Origin of the sequence: Microcystis sp. LSC13-02 (assembly GCA_002282935.1) — a bacterium.
In the GTDB taxonomy this organism is placed as follows: domain Bacteria; phylum Cyanobacteriota; class Cyanobacteriia; order Cyanobacteriales; family Microcystaceae; genus Microcystis.
Window position 1 is genome coordinate 49,182 of record MTBT01000043.1, and the last position, 17,758, is coordinate 66,939.

The 17,758-nt window shown below is 37.9% G+C and carries 7 protein-coding genes and 1 pseudogene; 6 read left to right on the forward strand and 2 right to left on the reverse strand.

What is annotated here, in order from left to right:
- Positions 1 to 28: 28 nt before the first annotated feature.
- The 5 genes from BGL89_RS02685 to BGL89_RS02705 all read left to right on the forward strand — a co-directional run bounded on the left by BGL89_RS02685 (position 29) and on the right by BGL89_RS02705 (position 12,715).
- Positions 29 to 784, forward strand: a complete 756-nt coding sequence (locus BGL89_RS02685) for an aspartate/glutamate racemase family protein (RefSeq protein ID WP_286824305.1) — start codon at positions 29 to 31, stop codon at positions 782 to 784.
- A gap of 131 nt (positions 785 to 915) precedes the next feature.
- Positions 916 to 8,811 (forward strand): type I polyketide synthase, encoded by a 7,896-nt coding sequence (locus tag BGL89_RS02690; protein WP_286824307.1) that lies wholly within the window; start codon positions 916 to 918, stop codon positions 8,809 to 8,811.
- A gap of 82 nt (positions 8,812 to 8,893) precedes the next feature.
- Positions 8,894 to 10,651, forward strand: a complete 1,758-nt coding sequence (locus tag BGL89_RS02695; RefSeq protein ID WP_286824308.1) for an ABC transporter ATP-binding protein/permease — start codon at positions 8,894 to 8,896, stop codon at positions 10,649 to 10,651.
- Between the two features lie 38 nt (positions 10,652 to 10,689).
- Entirely contained in the window at positions 10,690 to 11,703 is a 1,014-nt protein-coding gene (locus BGL89_RS02700) for a hydroxyacid dehydrogenase (protein ID WP_286824309.1), read from the forward strand.
- 76 nt (positions 11,704 to 11,779) lie between these two features.
- Positions 11,780 to 12,715, forward strand: coding sequence for a class I SAM-dependent methyltransferase (locus tag BGL89_RS02705; protein WP_286824310.1), 936 nt, complete (start codon positions 11,780 to 11,782; stop codon positions 12,713 to 12,715).
- A 191-nt stretch (positions 12,716 to 12,906) separates the two neighbouring features.
- On the opposite strand, the pseudogene BGL89_RS02710 reads toward BGL89_RS02705, so the two are convergent.
- Positions 12,907 to 13,047: pseudogene (locus tag BGL89_RS02710) on the reverse strand (DNA polymerase III subunit beta); the annotation flags it as partial.
- Positions 13,048 to 13,067: 20 nt separating this feature from the next.
- A complete protein-coding gene (locus BGL89_RS02715; RefSeq protein WP_286824311.1) occupies positions 13,068 to 16,286 on the reverse strand; it encodes a HypX (modular protein) in 3,219 nt (1,072 codons plus the stop codon).
- 510 nt (positions 16,287 to 16,796) lie between these two features.
- Between BGL89_RS02715 and BGL89_RS02720 the strand changes: the two genes are divergently transcribed.
- Positions 16,797 to 17,561 (forward strand): hypothetical protein, encoded by a 765-nt coding sequence (locus BGL89_RS02720; protein ID WP_286824312.1) that lies wholly within the window; start codon positions 16,797 to 16,799, stop codon positions 17,559 to 17,561.
- Positions 17,562 to 17,758 lie beyond the last annotated feature (197 nt).

The window sequence follows — 17,758 nt, forward strand, 5'->3', positions numbered from 1 at the left end:
ACAGCAATTATACGAGCAGGAGATTTGAATGAAGACAAAACTACCGATTCTTGGCATTTTAGGGGGTATGGGACCAGTGGTAACCGCCGAATTTCTTAAGTCGATTTATGAATATAACCCTTTTATTGATAAGGAACAAGAAGCCCCTAATGTCATCGTTTTTTCTCTTCCCTCTGCACCTGATCGCACAGGTTCTATTGATAGTGGAAAAGAAAGAGAATTTATTGATTTTATCCAAGTCAATTTGGAACATCTCAATAAACTGGCTGATTGCATAGTCATTGGCTGTTGTACGGCTCATTATGCTCTACCTCAGATTCCCGAAAATCTGACGGATAAACTTATTTCCTTAATTAAAATAGCGGATCAAGAACTCCAAGAATATAATGAACCTACCCTTTTACTTGCTAGTACAGGGACTTACCAGAAAAAATTATTTCATGAAGGCTGCACCACCGCAGATCTGATTATTTCTCTCTCAGAAAGTGATCAAAAGTTGATTCATGAAATGATCTATAAAGTGCTAAAAAGAGGACACGATCCGTTAAGTATTCTTAGGGATATAGAAGCATTATTAGAGAAATATAACACGCGCTCCTATATTTCTGGGTGTACCGAATTTCATCTCTTAACAAAATCTCTCAAACTCAAAGGAATTGACTCCATTAAAGCGATCGATCCTTTAAGTACCATCGCTCAAAACTTTTCTCAGTTAATCATCAAACAAGCTCAGGTAGATCTAGTGACCGACTGCCATCAACCTTCAAACCCAAAAAGCCCTTGACCATCGCACCCCTAGGAGGTACAATTCAAACTTGAATTGGCCACTTCTGACTTTTAACTTGCGCGTAGCGATATACTGATTCATAGGGTTTTCGAGATTGGTTCTATTTTTGATAAAGAGGTGGAAAAAAAATGTCTAAGCATTCAATCAGTTTTGGAGGACAATTGGAAGATAATTGGCGGACTCTGTCAGAAGTCTTAGAAAGTGCCACTAAACATAATAATCATGGAATTACTTATATTAAAAATGACGCAACTGAATATTTTCAGAGTTATCAAGACTTATATCAAGATGCTCTGGTTATTTTAAATGGACTGGAACACAAAGGAATAAAATTAGGGCATAAAGTCATTCTACAAATTGCCAAAAATCAAGACTTTATTCCCGCACTCTGGGCTTGTTTTTTAGGGGGAATTATTCCAGTTCCTTTGACCGTTGCTCCTAGCTATGATCTGGAAAATTCTGCCGTCAAAAAACTAGAGAATGTTTGGAAAATTTTAGACAATCCTTTGATATTATCCGACAGTGAACTAATTACTGAAATTGAAAAATTAGGAACTTACTCTCATCTAGAAGGGTGGCAAGTTATCTCGGTTAATGAACTCAGAAAAGCCCCCTCTAAAGTCCATCAATTACCGATTATTGATCCACAAGATACGGCCTTATTACTTTTTACTTCGGGTAGTACGGGTATGCCCAAGGGAGTAATATTAACTCATCATAATATTCTGTCCATGACTGCTGGTACAGTGGCAATGAACCACTTTACCCAACAAGAAGTTACCCTTAATTGGATGCCCTTAGATCATGTAGGAGCTATCGTATTTTTAGGAATTATGGCGGTAGATTTGGCTTGTCATCAAATTCATGTTCCGATGGAATTAGTCCTACGCCAACCTCTCCAATGGTTAGACCTCATTCAAAAGCATCAAGTAAGCATTTCTTGGTCCCCTAACTTTGCATTTTCCTTAATTAATCAACAGGCCGAAGAACTTAAGCACGCCTCTTATAACCTCTCCTCAATGAAATTTTTAGTGAATGCTGGCGAGCAAGTTTCAGTAAAAACGATTCGCCTATTCTTAGAAATTCTTGAAAAACATCAACTACGGGAGAGAGCGATTAAACCAGCTTTTGGCATGACTGAATCCTGTTCTGGGATTACTTGGTCAGCCGGTTTAAGTAAAAATGAACTCACCGAAGAAAATAGTTTTGTCTCTCTAGGAAAGCCGATTCCTGGAGCAACTATCCGGATAGTCGATCAGGAAAATAATCCTTTACCTGAAAGAGAAATTGGAAAGCTTCAAATTCAAGGTAATTCTGTTACTAAAGGATATTACAATAATACTGAACTCAACCTGGAAGTTTTTCAAGAAGGGTGGTTTACTACGGGAGATTTGGGGTATTTATTTAATGGGGAACTCTTTATTACTGGGCGAGAAAAACAAGAAATTATAATTAATGGTGTTAATTACTTTGCCCATGAACTTGAAACAACAATCGAAGAATTAGAAGGGGTTAATGTATCTTATACAGCCGCCTTTGCCGTCTTTGATCAAAGTCGAGAAACTGACTTATTAATTATTACTTTTAGCCCAGAATCTGATCAATTTGAACACTGGATAAAAGTTGTTAGAAAAATTCGCAGTCATTTGACCCAAAAATTCGGGATTGCTCCAGCTTATGTCATTCCCTTAGAAAGGAATTTAGTTCCTAAAACCTCTATTGGCAAGGTTCAAAAATCTAAATTAAAAAAGGATTTTGAACAGGGATTATTTACCAGCCTTATCCAAGAAATAGATCAATATTTAGCAAAAGAGCGCCAGAAAAATCAAACCTTACCTCAATCAGAAAATGAACGTCAAATAGCAGCAGTTTGGAGTGAAGTTTTACAGTTAACCTCAGTTGGTTTAGAGGATAACTTCTTTGAACTAGGGGGACATTCTATACACTTAATCCGAGTTCAAAATGAACTTGAAAAACTTTTTAACCGTCAGCTATCCCTTGCTGAAATGTTTAAAAATCCTACCGTTGCCACCCTAGCCCGTTTCTTAAGCGAAGAATCAAATACCACTCAAGTTATAGCACAAAAAAGCCGTCAACGTGCCGAAAATCGGACCCGTCGCCATAATGAAACCCATGACATTGCAATTATTGGTATGGCGGGGCAATTCCCTGGGGCTAAAAATTTAACAACCTTCTGGGAAAATTTAAAAAATGGAATCGAAACTATCTCTTTCTTTTCGGAAGAAGAATTACAAGAGTCGGGAGTGTCTCAAGAACTCTTTAATCAGCCTAATTATGTTAGAGCTAGACCAATTCTCGATCAAGTTGAATACTTTGACAGCGAATTTTTTGGCTATACAGATAGAGAGGCAGAATTACTAGACCCTCAGCAACGTTTACTTCTTGAATGTAGTTGGGAATGTTTAGAAAACGCTGGTTATAATCCTAGTACTTATCAAGGAGCAATTGGTATATTTGCTGGCGCAAGTATGAACACCTATTTGATAAATAATTGTTATCCTAATCGGGGTCAATTAGATAGTAATGACGAGTTACAACCCTTCACACTAGATTCAACGGGAGGGTTTCAAACAATGGTAGCTAATGACAAAGACTATTTAACAACGCGAATTTCTTATAAACTAAACTTACAGGGCCCAAGCGTTAATGTTCAAACTGCTTGCTCTACTGGATTAGTTGTAGTTCATCTCGCTTGTCAGAGTCTAATTAGTGGAGAAAGTGACATGGCTCTAGCTGGAGCTGCTTCAATTAATTCTCCTCAAAAAATTGGTTACTTATATCAAGAAGGACTGATCATGTCTCCTGATGGTCATTGTCGCGCCTTTGATGCTGAAGCAAAAGGGACTATTTTTGGCAGTGGAGTAGGAGTAATTCTGCTCAAAAGATTGTCAGATGCTTTAGCCGATCATGACCATATTTATGCAGTTATTAAAGGCTCTGCTATTAATAATGATGGTGGCCAAAAATTAGGATTTACTGCGCCTGGTGGAGAGGGTCAAATTGCTGCCGCTACGGAAGCCCTAGCCTTTGCCGGTGTTGATGCTAATACAATTAGTTTTGTGGAAGCTCATGGCACAGGAACCCCCCTTGGAGATCCCATTGAAGTTGATGCTTTAGGTAAAGTTTATCAGGGTGCAAATGAGGGAGAATGTGCTTTAGGTTCAGTAAAAACTAATATCGGACATATGCAGATTGCTTCTGGTATTGCTGGTTTAATTAAAGCGACTTTAGCCCTCAAATATAGAGTTATTCCACCTACATTACATTTCCAAAATCCTAACCCTCAAATTAATTTTTCTCAGACTCCTTTTTATATTAATAATGAAGCTATTTCTTGGACTACTAAGCAAGACAAGGACGAAAAATTACCCCGACGGGCAGGGGTAAACTCTTTAGGTATTGGCGGGGTTAATGCTCATGTTATTCTAGAAGAAGCTCCTCCCATTATTCCTCAAGACAATCAGAGCAAACGTCCCTATCATTTGCTCACCCTTTCCGCTCGAACCGAACCGGCTTTAACAGATTTAGTAAGTCGCTACATAGACTTTTTAGAAAGTCAACCTGAAAAGGATATGTCTGATGTAGTATTTACGGCCAATACAGGCCGAGTTCATTTCTCGAATCGTTTAGCATTAACTGGCTATAAAAACAGTGATTTTATTGAACAATTACGTCAGTTCAAGCAACTAGATTATCAGTCAACTATTCATGGTATAGTTGATGAAAAAAGACCGCCTAAAATTGCCTTTTTATTTACAGGACAAGGTTCTCAATATGCAGGGATGGCTCATCAACTCTATCAGACTCAACCCACCTTTAGAAAAACTTTAGACGCAGGGGAAAACTACTATCAAAAACTAACGGGTAAATCCCTGCTAAACGTCGTATTTGCTGATACAGATGACCCCTTAAACCAAACCGCTTATACCCAACCGGCACTATTTCTGATTGAAGTTGCTCTCGCTCAATTATGGCATTCTTGGGGAATTCAACCGGCCGCCATTTTAGGGCATAGTTTAGGAGAATATTCTGCTGCTTGTTTTGCTGGCGTTTTTGATCTTGAAAGTGGCTTAAAACTGGTCACCCATCGAGGCAATTTGATGGGGCAGTTACCCCAAAATCAAGGAGAAATGGCCGCTATTTTTCTCGATAAGAACTCAGTTATTGAGCAGTGCCAAAGCCAAGGCATAAAAATCGCTATTGCTGCCATTAATGCGGAACAACATACCGTTATTTCTGGAGAAAAAAGCGTAATTCAAGAACTCTGTAACCATTTCAATAATGCCGGGGTGAAAGTTCGTCAACTCAAAGTTTCCCATGCTTTTCACTCCCCTTTAGTAGAGCCAATGGTTGCAGAATTTAAAACGATTCTTCAAGAGACTTCTTTCAGTCAACCTCAAATTTCTCTGGTCTCTAACCTAACAGGAGAAATTGCTGATGACAGCATTATGACTCCTGAGTATTGGCTTCAACATTTACTAAATACGGTACAATTTCATCAAGGGGCTTTACTCCTACAATCTCTCGGATGTGATACCTTTATTGAAATTGGACCTCAACCTATTCTCTCAGGAATTGTTCAATCATCCCTATCTTCATCTGAACCTCTAACTCTACCCAGTTTACGCTCAGGATTTTCTGATTGGCAAGTTTTATTAGAAAGTCTGGGCAAACTTTATGTTCGCGGTGCAAAGATAGACTGGTTTAGTTTTGATCAAGACTATCATCCTAGACGATGTGCTTTACCTACTTATCCCTTTCAAAAACGTCAACACTGGATTTCTTTAAAAACCCCATCTGCAACTGTTCCACGGGAATCTAATCTGGTCAAAATGTTATCTGAAAAGGACAAAACTACTTTAATGCAAACCCTCTTAGAAACAGGTCATTATTCTGAAGATGAAAAACCAACAATATCCGCCATTGTTCAACAGTTGATTAAACTGTATTATCAAGAAAAAGAGGACTTTAATTTTGCCAAATTACTTTATCAAGTAGCTTGGCTTCCCTGGGATTTAGCCAACGGTAAGCTACAAAATTTGACCCCCCTTAAAACGGATTTAGAGGTTTACTTAGAACCCCAATTACACTCCTCAGAATTGATGGGAGTTTCTCTCGCTTTTTCCGAAATGGAAAAACTGGCAGCTGACTTTGTAGTTAAAGCTCTGAAAGATTTAGAACTCTTTCAAATGAATACCTTTCTTGATCCCGATCAAAGTTTTATTCAAGCTGAACTCAAACAAGAATATAAATCTTTCTGGAATCATGTTCTAGAAATATTAGCGAAAGTCGGCATTTTAGAAAAGCAAAATACCCTATGGAAAATTGTTAAAGAACCCGAACACTCTAATCCTGATTTAGCGGTAGAGGATTTAATCAATCATTATCCTAATGCTCAAATAGAACTCAATCTATTTCGACAAGTTGCCACAAATTTAGCAGCCATTATTACGGGAAAAATATCCCCTTTATCTATCCTATTTTCTCAAGATGGACAAGGAGGAGCCAGCGAGTTTTATAAAAATACATCTTCGGCAAAAATTCTCAATCTGGGTATCTCTAAAACCGTTGAACTTCTACTCTCAAGTTATGCTCCCTCAGCTTCCCTCCGCATTCTCGAAATTGGCGCGGGAACTGGAGCTACAACCCAACAGGTTCTTAAAGCTTGTAAGTCTCGTCAAATTACCTACACATTCACTGATGTTTCCCCCTTCTTTCTAGAGAAAGCTAGAGATAATTTGGCTGAATTTTCTGGACTAGAATACAAAGTCCTCGATATTGAAAAAAGTCCGAAATCCCAAGGGTTTTGCTGTCATTCTTATGACTTGATTATCGCAGCTAATGTCTTACACTCTACCGCCAATTTACAAGAGGAAACCTTGCCTCATATTCAAAGTTTACTACGTCCAGGCGGTCATTTATTACTGTTAGAATTAACTCAGCAATCTTCCTGGATTGATTTAATCTTTGGTCTGACCCAAGGTTGGTGGCGTTTTAGCGATTATCATTTGCGCCCAAATCATCCTATAATTACAGCATCGACTTGGGAATCTATTCTGCTTAAATCGGGGTTTTCTCAGGTAGAATTTGTTTCTCCTGATCAAAAAATAGGTAGTGTTTTATTTCAGCAAAGTATTATTCTGGCTCAAAGTTCCGAAATCTCCCCTAACCTCGCTAAAAACTGGCTAATTTTTACTGATGTTGACCCCCAACAAAATACTTTTCCCTTAGCGATTCAAGAGCAACTACTCAAAAAGTGTGATTCCTGTCGGATAATTTATCAAGGGGAGAAAAATACACAAATATCATCTTCTGAGTCTTGTTTGAATGCTAATCAACTACAACAATTAGAGGAATGGTTTGCGTCAAATCCATCTCCAGATCGAATTATTTATCTTTTGAATAGTGATGCCAAAGATCAACCAGAATCCATTTTATTAAATCGCTGTAACTATCTTTTAAATCTTCTCAAAGCTATTCAAACAATCCCTAATCCCCCTCAATTATTCCTTGTCACTCAGGGGGCCCAACCCTTTGAATTAGAACAGCCTTCTTTAGGGTTTCAGTCTCCTCTTTGGGCAATGGGGCGTGTTATTGCCCTAGAAAATCCGCAATTATGGGGAGGTATGCTGGATCTTGATCCCGACCTTGATATTAATCAAAATATTACCGCATTACTATTAGGATTAACTCATGCTCACGATGAGGATCATTTGGTCTTCCGCAAAGGTCAAGGCTATGTTGCTCGTCTGCTTCCTCTGAAGTCTCTAGAGACAAAAACCGTTAAGATTCAACCTGAGGCTACCTACCTAATTACGGGAGGAATAGGACATCTAGGCTTAGAATTGGCGGAACATTTAGTCAATTTAGGAGCAAAACATCTCATTTTAACGACACGCCGCTCATTACCAGCCCGCTTCCTGTGGGATTCAGCAGCCGAATTAGCTCAAATATCAGAAAAAATCAGAAAATTAGAGGAAAAAGGAGCATCAATCGAAGTGATTTCGGCAGACGTTGGCAATTTTGAGGCTATGCAGGCCATATTTACCCAGATTGAAAAAACCGCTTATCCCTTGCGTGGCATTTTCCATCTTGCCGGAATCTCAGGCCGACAAGCTCAATTAAAAGACTGTACTTTGCAGGATCTCGAAGCAGTTTTTCAGGCAAAAGTTAAGGGTTCTTGGAATTTACATCAACTATCTTTGGGTACTCAATTAGACTATTTTGTGCTGTTTTCTTCCGCGGGTGCTATTTGGGGGGCAAAGGAACAAGGCTTATATGATACTGTTAGTCATTGGCTGGATGCTTTGGCTCATTTCCGTCATCTTCAAGGGCTTCCTGCAACGGCTTTAAATTGGGCGTTATTGGCGGGTAATGGTATAGTTTCTCAAGACTATGAGGACTGGCTCAAACAGATTGGTATCAGGGAAATTGCTCCAGATATGGCCTTGAGGGTGATGGATGCTATTATGGCTTCTAATCAAACACAAGTTTTAATCGCTGATGTGGATTGGGTTCGTTTCAAAAATATCTATCAATTTAAAGGCGAGAAACCACTCCTAAAAAATTTAGGACTCTCAGAAATTCCCATTAAGTCTGTTCAAGAATCAGACTCTGTACTGGATCTTTTAGAGGATATTCCTTTAGGAGAACGTCGGGAATATTTGTTAGAATATGTTAGCAAACAAGTCAGAATTATTTTAGGGATTAAATCTATGCCAGATTCAGAACAAGGATTGATAGAAATGGGTATTGATTCCTTATCCTCTATTGAATTGAAAAATCGTTTAGAGAAAGGATTAGAAGTTCTCTTACCCACTTCTTTAGTCTTTGACTTTCCTAATATTAGACGCTTAGTTGATTATCTGTTTGACCGTATTTTCGGTGAAAAAGTTCAAAAAACAGCCCAGAAGATGATTAACTTCACTGAAGTTCAGCAGGAGATTAGTGAGGATTTAATCTTACAAGAACTTACTGATTTGGAGGCTTTTTTAGGAGATTAAATAATCCTAAGCCTTGAAGTTAGAAAGCTTGAAGTTAAAAAAAATTCAAGGCATTTCCTAAAAGTTACCCTATATTAAAACTATGCAAACTCCATTTTTTCAACAAGAAACCGCCAAAAGTTCTCATCAATTTTTTGATAATTTGAAATTGATTGCCGCTCCTTACTGGTATCCAACCGATCCTAAAGGAAGGACATTTTCAGAGGTAATAAGTTCATGGGGAATGCTGTTTCTCCTCCTTTTAGTAATTGTTGGACTGGTGGCCTCTAATGCAGTTAATAGCTTCGTTAATCGCTATTTGGTTGATGTCATTATTCAAGATAAAAATGCCTCTAAGTTTCTGACAAGTTTATTACTTTATGGCTTAGGATTACTTTTAATTACCCTGTTTACTGCATTTTCTAAATTTGTTAAAAAAAGAATTATTCTGGATTGGTATGAATGGCTAAATCAGCAGGTTGTTACCCAATATTTGAGCCATCGCGCTTATTATAAAATTAATTTTAGATCCGATGTGGATAATCCAGATCAAAGGATCTCTCAAGAAATAGAACCCATTGCTAGAAATGCTGTTAATTTTGGGGCTATTTTATTAGAAAAAGTCTTAGAAATGACGACTTTTTTAGTAATTCTTTTCTCAATTTCCCGACTAGCCGCCTTGATTCTAGTGGCTTATACAATTATCGGCAACCTAATTGCTGTTTCTTTAAGTCGAGAATTAGATAAGATTAGTCAAGAAGAACTGGAATCCAAAGCTAATTACACCTACACTTTAACTCATGTTCGGAATCATGCTGAATCCATTGCCTTTTTTCAAGGCGAAAATCAAGAGTTTAAAATAATTCAACGTCGATTTAATAATCTCGTCAGAAATTCTCTCAGTAAGATTGATTGGGAGAAAAATCAAGACATTTTTAGTCGAAGTTATCGCTCAGTTATTCAAATATTTCCCTTTGTCGTCTTCGCTCCAGCCTATATTCGCGGGGAAATTGATTTCGGACAAGTTAATCAGGCTATTATTGCTTGCAGTATGTTTGCTAATGGTTTTTCTGAGTTAATCCTTGAATTTGGTTCTTTGGGCAGATTTTCCAGTTATGTTGAGCGTCTATCTGAATTTTCTTCGGTCTTAGAAGAAATGGGACAACAACCCAAGGATGCTAGTACCATTAAAACCCTTGAAAAAAATCAGATCGAGTTTGAGGATGTTACTTTACAAACACCAGATTATGAAAAGGTAATTGTTCAACATTTATCCCTATCTATCGAACCAGGCGAGGGTTTATTAATTGTCGGACCAAGTGGACGAGGTAAAAGTTCTCTATTAAGAGCTATTGCTGGCTTATGGAATGCAGGAACTGGTTGTTTAAAACGACCTCCCTTAGAACAATTTCTCTTTTTACCTCAACGTCCTTATATTATTTTAGGAACTCTCAGAGAACAGTTGCTTTATCCTAAAACAACCCGTGAAATGACCGATGGAGAACTTGAATCCGTTTTACAACAAGTTAATCTTCAAAATATAGCCACAAAAGTTCATGGCTTTGATGCGGAAGTCCCTTGGGAAAATATATTATCTTTAGGAGAACAACAACGCCTTGCTTTTGCCCGATTGTTAGTAACCCATCCCCGCTATGTAATCTTAGATGAAGCCACAAGTGCTTTAGATTTGAACAACGAACAAACCTTATATGAGCAGTTACAAAAAGCACAGACAACTTTTATTAGCGTAGGACATAGAGAAAGTTTATTTAAGTATCATCAATGGGTGTTAGAACTTTTAGAGGATTCTAGTTGGCGACTTGTTTCCATAGATGATTATCGATCCTCAAAATCTCTGTAACTGTTTCATTGCTAAAACTCAATTTAGGAAAAATTACGATGACTACTACTTCACCAAAAACTCTGACTATGGATATTCAAAAACCCAGGGTTCTTTTAATCGGAAAAATGTATGATGAAGCGGGGGAAAAACTTCTTGAAGAATCTACTAATATAGAGATTTTGTCCAACCCTACACCAGATAAAATTAATGAGGCCATTCAAGAAGTATCTGGCGTTTTTGTGCGTTATCCTAATAAGTTAGAGGCTTCATCAATCCGATTAGCAAAACACTTAAAAGTAATTAGTACCTCTGGATTTGGCACAGATTCTATTGATATTATGGCAGCAACAGAACAGGGTGTTATCGTTGTTAATAATCCCGGAATGTCAACTACAGCTGTGGCAGAACACACCTTATCTATGATTTTAGCCCTTGCCAAAAAGCTCCCTTTTTTCGATCATTGTGTGAAAAAGGGTAACTATTTAATTCGCAATCAGAGCCAACCGATTCAACTCGAAAACAAGACCCTCGGTATTGTGGGTTTAGGAAGAATTGGTACTCTGGTGGCTCACAAATGTAACCTAGCACTGGGGATGAGAGTATTAGCTTATGATCCCTATGTTCCAGCCAGCAAAGCGGAGACAGTAGGAGCAACTTGGGTCAAAGATTTAGATGTTCTTCTGGCTGAATCGGACTTTGTTTCTTTGCATCCTGAACTAACAAGTGAAACACGGGAAATGTTTAATATCTCAGTTTTTAAAAAGATGAAACCAACAGCTTTTTTAATTAATACCTCCCGGGGAAAAGTCGTTTGTGAAAAGGATTTAGGGATCGCCCTTAATCAAAAATTGATAGCTGGATGCGCCCTAGATGTCTTTGAACCAGAACCGCCGGCTTTAGATAATCCTTTATATAATTTTGAGAATGTCATTCTCTCACCTCATTTAGCCGGAGTAACCCCTGAAGCGAGTCTAGCGGCTGCTGTTTCGGCGGCGAATCAAATATTACAAGTGCTTCAGGGAGAGAAGCCCCCTTATATGATTAATCCAGAGGTGTGGAATCTTTTTTAAAGCATCTAGAGAATCTCAGGGATTCGGTTAATTAAAAATGACAATATTTCTGAAAAATCCTTAGGAGGATAATAATTTGGAAAACATCGGCAAAATTCCCCTCAAAGATGAATGGCGTAATCGCTGGGCAATCATCAAACAATTTGTCCTTAATCCAGCTCGAGAAATGGCGTTTTTGCAAGATCAGTTTCAAGTTTCTGAACTGTATACTAATATAGCGAAACGCGATCCTCATCTTCAGGATCCTAATTTTCCCCAATGGCTTAATTTTGGTTATTGGAAAGAAGAAACAACTTATAACGGAGCTTGTGCCGCTTTAGCGCGTAAATTAGCCGAAGTGGCCGAACTTAAAGCCGGAGATCACCTTTTGGATGTGGGTTTCGGTTTTGCTGAACAGGATTTACTCTGGGTAAGAGAAAACAATGTTGGCTCAATTATCGGTCTAAATACAACCGAGTTACAAGTAGAAATTGCTCAAGAAAGAGTAGCTAAAGCAGGGTTATCGGACAGGATAAAACTTCAAGTCGGCTCGGCTACTCAAATACCCTTTCCTGAGAATTCTTTTGATAAGTTGACCGCTTTAGAATGTGCTTTTCATTTTGACACTCGTGAGGATTTTTTTGCGGAAGCTTTTCGAGTTTTGCAGCCCGGTGGAAGGTTGGCTATAGCGGATTGTTTGCCTAGAGTGGGGCGAGAAATTAACTTCTGGCTGCGGGTTAATAGTAAGAAAATGTGTATTCCCTTTGCTAATCAATACGACCGACATACTTATGTAGAAAAACTCAAAAAGCATGGATTTGTTAATATCCAAGCTTTATCTATTAGTGAATATGTTTGGCCGGCAATGGTTCATTATTTTGCCCAGATTAGCCAAGGGATTAGTAAGCATGATTTAGTTATCGATCTCCAGAAAGATAACCCGGGACTTGAAGCTTGGTCAAGAAATCGGGGTTGGTTTATGGCGTTTGATGATTATCTTTTGTTTTCGGCAGAAAAGCCTAAATTAAACTGAGTTCGGGTTAAGCAGATTGATGTAAAACCCAGTCCATCGGTAGGGAGGACTTCTTGTTAGCGATCGCCTATTAACCAAGGAGTTGAGAATCTAGAATTGGCCAAGGTTTTCTAACACTCCCTTCTATAGCGTTATCCCGAACGCCGGTTAAGCTAGAAATCGCTAGTCACCCCCCCAGATGGACGGCACAAACTAGATAAATCAGGAGATTCCACCGCTAGGGATAAACGGTCATTTTCGCTATCGAGACTAAACTTGACTAAATTATTCTTTTGGTCAGCTAAAACCGCCACTAATTCCCAACAACGGATTAATTGTTTGCGGTCTAAAATTTAGGAATTAGCAGATATAGTTACACTTTGTCGCCGCGAAGTATTTTGAATATATCAGTAACAATTCTGTTTCTAATTTCCTCTAAAGAACCTGATTTGCCAGAATTTTTCTGACTTTCCAAGTAACTTTTAACCCCTTTAAATTGTTGTACTAGATGGCCACTATAGCGATTTTGCCCCAAAGAATAATCAGGATTATTCGATCTTATAATAGTTTGAGCATCGTGTAAATCATTCAAAAGATAGGCGACCTCTGGCCAATAGCTGTTATATTTTTCGTAGTTATACAAAAGGAGAATTACTCGACAGGTTGCTGCAAAAATTTTCCCTTTAGCGGTAAACTGAGTTAACCGGTGAGGATATAAGCCTCTAATTTGAAAATCTTCGGGCATTTTTTGATTATTATTTTGCTTTTGCTCGGTAAATATTCGCTGAAGATAGGTTTTTTCTCCTCTTTTTTCATCCACTGTTCCCTCAGATGCAATTGCCGCTCCTAAAGTAAACCTTTTCATAGCCATAAGAATACGTTCTTCTAATCCTTCTTCCTGATTATCTTTACAAAGTTCCACCAGTCCCAACCCAAATAAAAGAAGACTAGCGTGAATACCAAATAAATAAATTTTATTATCTGAATTTGAGTCAAGGTAAGTTAATGCTGACATGGGTAGCTGTATAATTTTTTGTTGAGATTGACTAGATTGAAATATTTTTTGATAAAACTCGTCTAAGTGGCTGCTGCCCTTTCCGATTTCAATAATTGGGGGAATAGTTTGCACATAAATATCATTGTATTGTTCATAAACTATATTTGATATACTAAACTCTGTCTGTTTACCACTATAATTTTTTATCTGTTGATAAGATTTTCTGCCTCGCTCTCCATAACAATCAAGAGCATTTTTAATTAAACGTTCGGCCCATTCTAGACAATTTTGGCGGGTAAATTGTCCCTTTAATAGCTTGGTGTCTCCGACATAAGCAGTGATTAAATAAGACCAAATTTGATACACTGTCCAGTAAGCATAGTAATTAGCATCACCGTCTCTAGCCGCATAAATACGAGCTTTTTCTAAGAGACGAAGAGGTTCAATTAATAAATGAGTTTTGGGACTGGGTAATTGAGCAATGTAAGGAAAAAAGAGATAAATTTTAGCGCGGTGCGAATAGATACGAGATAGATAATAGAAAAAAGGATGAACATTAGTTTGAGAGTATTCACCAATTATTGCGTATTCTTTCAAATATTCCTGCAAATATTCTTCAGCAATGTTCAAACATTCTTCAGCTTTACGAATTGCAGAACCCCTTTCTTGATGGTCACGTTCCTCATCTTCAAGGTCTGTATAAAAATGATAATCAAATAGACAGATATGGTAGAGACTAACTAATAGTTTATCGTCTAGTCGTCCCTTTTCGATATGGGGTTTAATAACCTCAAGATATTTTTTGGCAATACGATAGAGACCTTCTTGAAGATATACTTGAGTAATTGCCAAATGTGCTTCATAGGCCACCATACTCCAAGCTTGATTATTATTAACTTCCTTGAAATTTCTCTCATCCCAATTGCGATATTTATCCTTAAACAGTTTTTTTTCTAAATAATCTTGCATAGCCCTGAGAGAGAAAGGGTAAAATTTTATCCAGTTTTCTGCTTTTTTTAGTATATATTTTTCCTCAATCCTCTGACAAAGTTGTTGTAGATATTGCTGGGAATCAATTGCCGTTTTTTCAATAGCTCTCAGTCGAGCGTGAAGGGCAGACTTAGCGGCAGATTCTAGAAGATCGAATCCGTAAAATTCTCCTGTTGCTAATTCTTGATCGGCGACAATTTGATTATAATCAATTTCATCTTTTAGAGAGTTTTTTACATCTTTTTGTTTACATAACTTAACCAGAGAATAAGACCAAACAGCACTATTTCTTGTATTGCCAATCACTTTATCTTCACTGACTATTTTTTGGGTGACAGGCAGATAGCCTTGCTTTTTCAAAATATCTATCCCCTCAAACAAAAATCGATTAATTGCGGTGGTAATATGGGCGATAGGACTGCCCACACCTACCACTTCTTCACAAAATTCTAATCGATTGTTTGATTCTTCTTGCTTGAAAAATGGGCTGATTTCTAAGGTTGGTTGCCAGTTCTCTGGGGGATAAACATAAAAATACACTCGCACCCTATAAGCTATCTGTTTTTCTAATCCTTGAGCATAATACCTATTTTCGTCTTCATTATCAGCCAGAAAATGAGAATTAATTAAACCTGTTTCCCCTCGGTATAATTTTAAGGGCAGAGGTTTAACTTTCTCAATTTCTAAATAGTCGATATAAACAGGAAATTGATCTCCTAACAAGTTATTTTTGATAATTGAATCTACTAGGCTTTCTAAAAACAGATTGGATATGGAATCGCTAGTAAAATTGTCCTTAACAAAGGCTGGACATTGCTCAATAACAGTTTTAACTTGTCTGAGTCCAGCTTGAAATTCTGTCCGGCTCACTTCTCTTAAAATCTTATCAACCAAATCCTTGATAATTTCCTGCTCTGAGTTTGTTGATAAATGCTGATAATATTTTTTTAATCGTGGTTGAATATACTCTGTAATCTGATTAACTAGCTTGAAATATTCATCAATATCTAGATGATCATTTGCATCAAGGGACTTTAGGTAACTGTGTTGTTGTTTTTGGGAACTGTATAGATTAATGGCCTGTTTATAAAAGCTAACAACGTCTAGGGAATCCTGCTGTATTTCATCGGTAATGATCTCTTTTAACTGCTCAAGTAAACCAGCTTCGGGATGAACAAGTAATCCCAATTTCTTCCTTTCATCCAGAGATAACTGTGCATATTTTTTGAGAACTCGTTCTTTTTCTTGTTGGGTAAACTTATTGATCATTTTCTGGGCTAAACTATCCTTATTTTTGGCTGACTCTCCTTGCCAATAAGCCTCCAGTGAGGTAAGAATAGTAACTAATTTCCCCAAGCTTAAACTGGGTATCCGCTCCTCCCGTTCCTTTTCTTGGTAACGCTCTCCCATCACCGAACGCAGCACTCGCCGGACAAAAATGCGATTTTGTCCCCATTGTTTGGCTATTTTGTACTCATTCGGTTTGGGATTATCCTCACTAATGTCCAAATCGGTCAGATTGTTGAGGAGATGCAAATACACCGCAGCATCTCTTTTTCGGTCTTCATCGCTTTGTCTTTGATTTTCTGTGTCCAGATCGCTCATAGGTTTAGATGTTACTCTGATGATTCAGCCCTAGACGCCCGTTTTGATCAATAGTTATGTTCATATAATACAGGCTAATCTGGGGGATGTGCATAAAAAATCTGCATTAATTTTTGTAAACCTTGTTAAAATTATCAGTAATTGGTTTGTTAGCCTTCGTAGTTAAACCCTGTAGATGATTGTAGGAAAGAGGTTGATGATGAAGGAAGAGACCGATAGCTTATCAATCACTGAACTGGTGTGGACGGTTTTTATATGTGCGTTTTGTGCCATAATACATGAAAAATTTTTAACGCTGTCACTGTATGTGCATACTGGACAAATATTCTGTACATTATGGACATATTCGACAATTTTCGTCAGAATAAATGGACAAGGTTATTTTATCTCGTTTTTGTAACACTTTGTAACACCTTTGCAGTGATTGTAAAATGCCAAAACAGTTAGAAAAGAAAAAAACAACTGAATTAGAACATAGAGCAATTGAGTTGTCTCGCTCGGGTTCGCCCAGTGGCGCAGCAGCAATTCTCATTTCAAAAAGTAACAATTTATACAGACAGAAACAGAGATTTAACAGGTGGCAAAATTGCGATCGCCAATCAGTGTTTGACATTTTTGGTGGGGGTGCTAAAATCTGCTTCTAGCATCAAAATGAGAATTGCTGGTGGCGCAGAGGAGGAGTGGAGCTATTTCATTAGCCCTGAGCCCAAACCCGAGCCGGGGGACACTCAGCGAGTCCAATTGTCCACAGGTTTGCCAGTTGAATTTGAACTTGTAGATAAGTATCAATCGAAATTTACTCAAGCATTCAAATTCAAATATCGCCTCCGACACCAAGGTATCCCTTTATACGGCTCCTCGATCATTGTTGATTTAGACGAAGACAATAAATTTTTGTTTGCAAACTCGTCTGAAGTTGCTCAAGATGAAGCTGTAAAAAAAGGATTTCCTGACAAAAATCCGCAAGTTACTGAAAAAGATATAAAATATTCGATCTACGAATATTGTCTTGAGCAGGGTGAGCCTATTTCCCGAGAAGCCCTAAAGGGTTGTGATATTAATCCCGAGCTTTACTATTATTTCAAACACTTTTTTAATGGCTCCACTCACAAGCTAGGTGAGTGGAGACTTGTTTATGTTACGAACATTAAAGTTATGGCTCCAACCAGTGGCGAAAAATCTGTTGGAACATCACTGGAATTAACTGATTATGTGATAGATGCCCACACAGGTCAGATAATACTCGAACTCTCAAATTTGAGAACCTTCTGCTAAAAGGGTTCTGTCCATAACCTACTGCCAAACTGTCTATCGTTTGGAGATATTTGCCAAAATATCCCTAACTATCGGGCTGGTTTTGGTAAGCTTTTTTTGCATTATTTAAATAGGGTCTGCTGAAAAAGTTTTTCGGTGGTGGTAGGAGTCAGGAGTCAGGAGTCAGGAGTCAGGAGTTTCAGGCTTTGTTGCCCTTG

Excerpts from the sequence above, each read along its gene's own strand:
- BGL89_RS02685 (WP_286824305.1), top strand. The coding sequence starts at position 29 with ATGAAGACAAAACTACCGATTCTTGGCATTTTAGGGGGTATGGGACCA.
- BGL89_RS02690 (WP_286824307.1), top strand. The coding sequence starts at position 916 with ATGTCTAAGCATTCAATCAGTTTTGGAGGACAATTGGAAGATAATTGG.
- BGL89_RS02695 (WP_286824308.1), top strand. The coding sequence starts at position 8,894 with ATGCAAACTCCATTTTTTCAACAAGAAACCGCCAAAAGTTCTCATCAA.
- BGL89_RS02700 (WP_286824309.1), top strand. The coding sequence starts at position 10,690 with ATGACTACTACTTCACCAAAAACTCTGACTATGGATATTCAAAAACCC.
- BGL89_RS02715 (WP_286824311.1), bottom strand. The coding sequence starts at position 16,286 with ATGAGCGATCTGGACACAGAAAATCAAAGACAAAGCGATGAAGACCGA.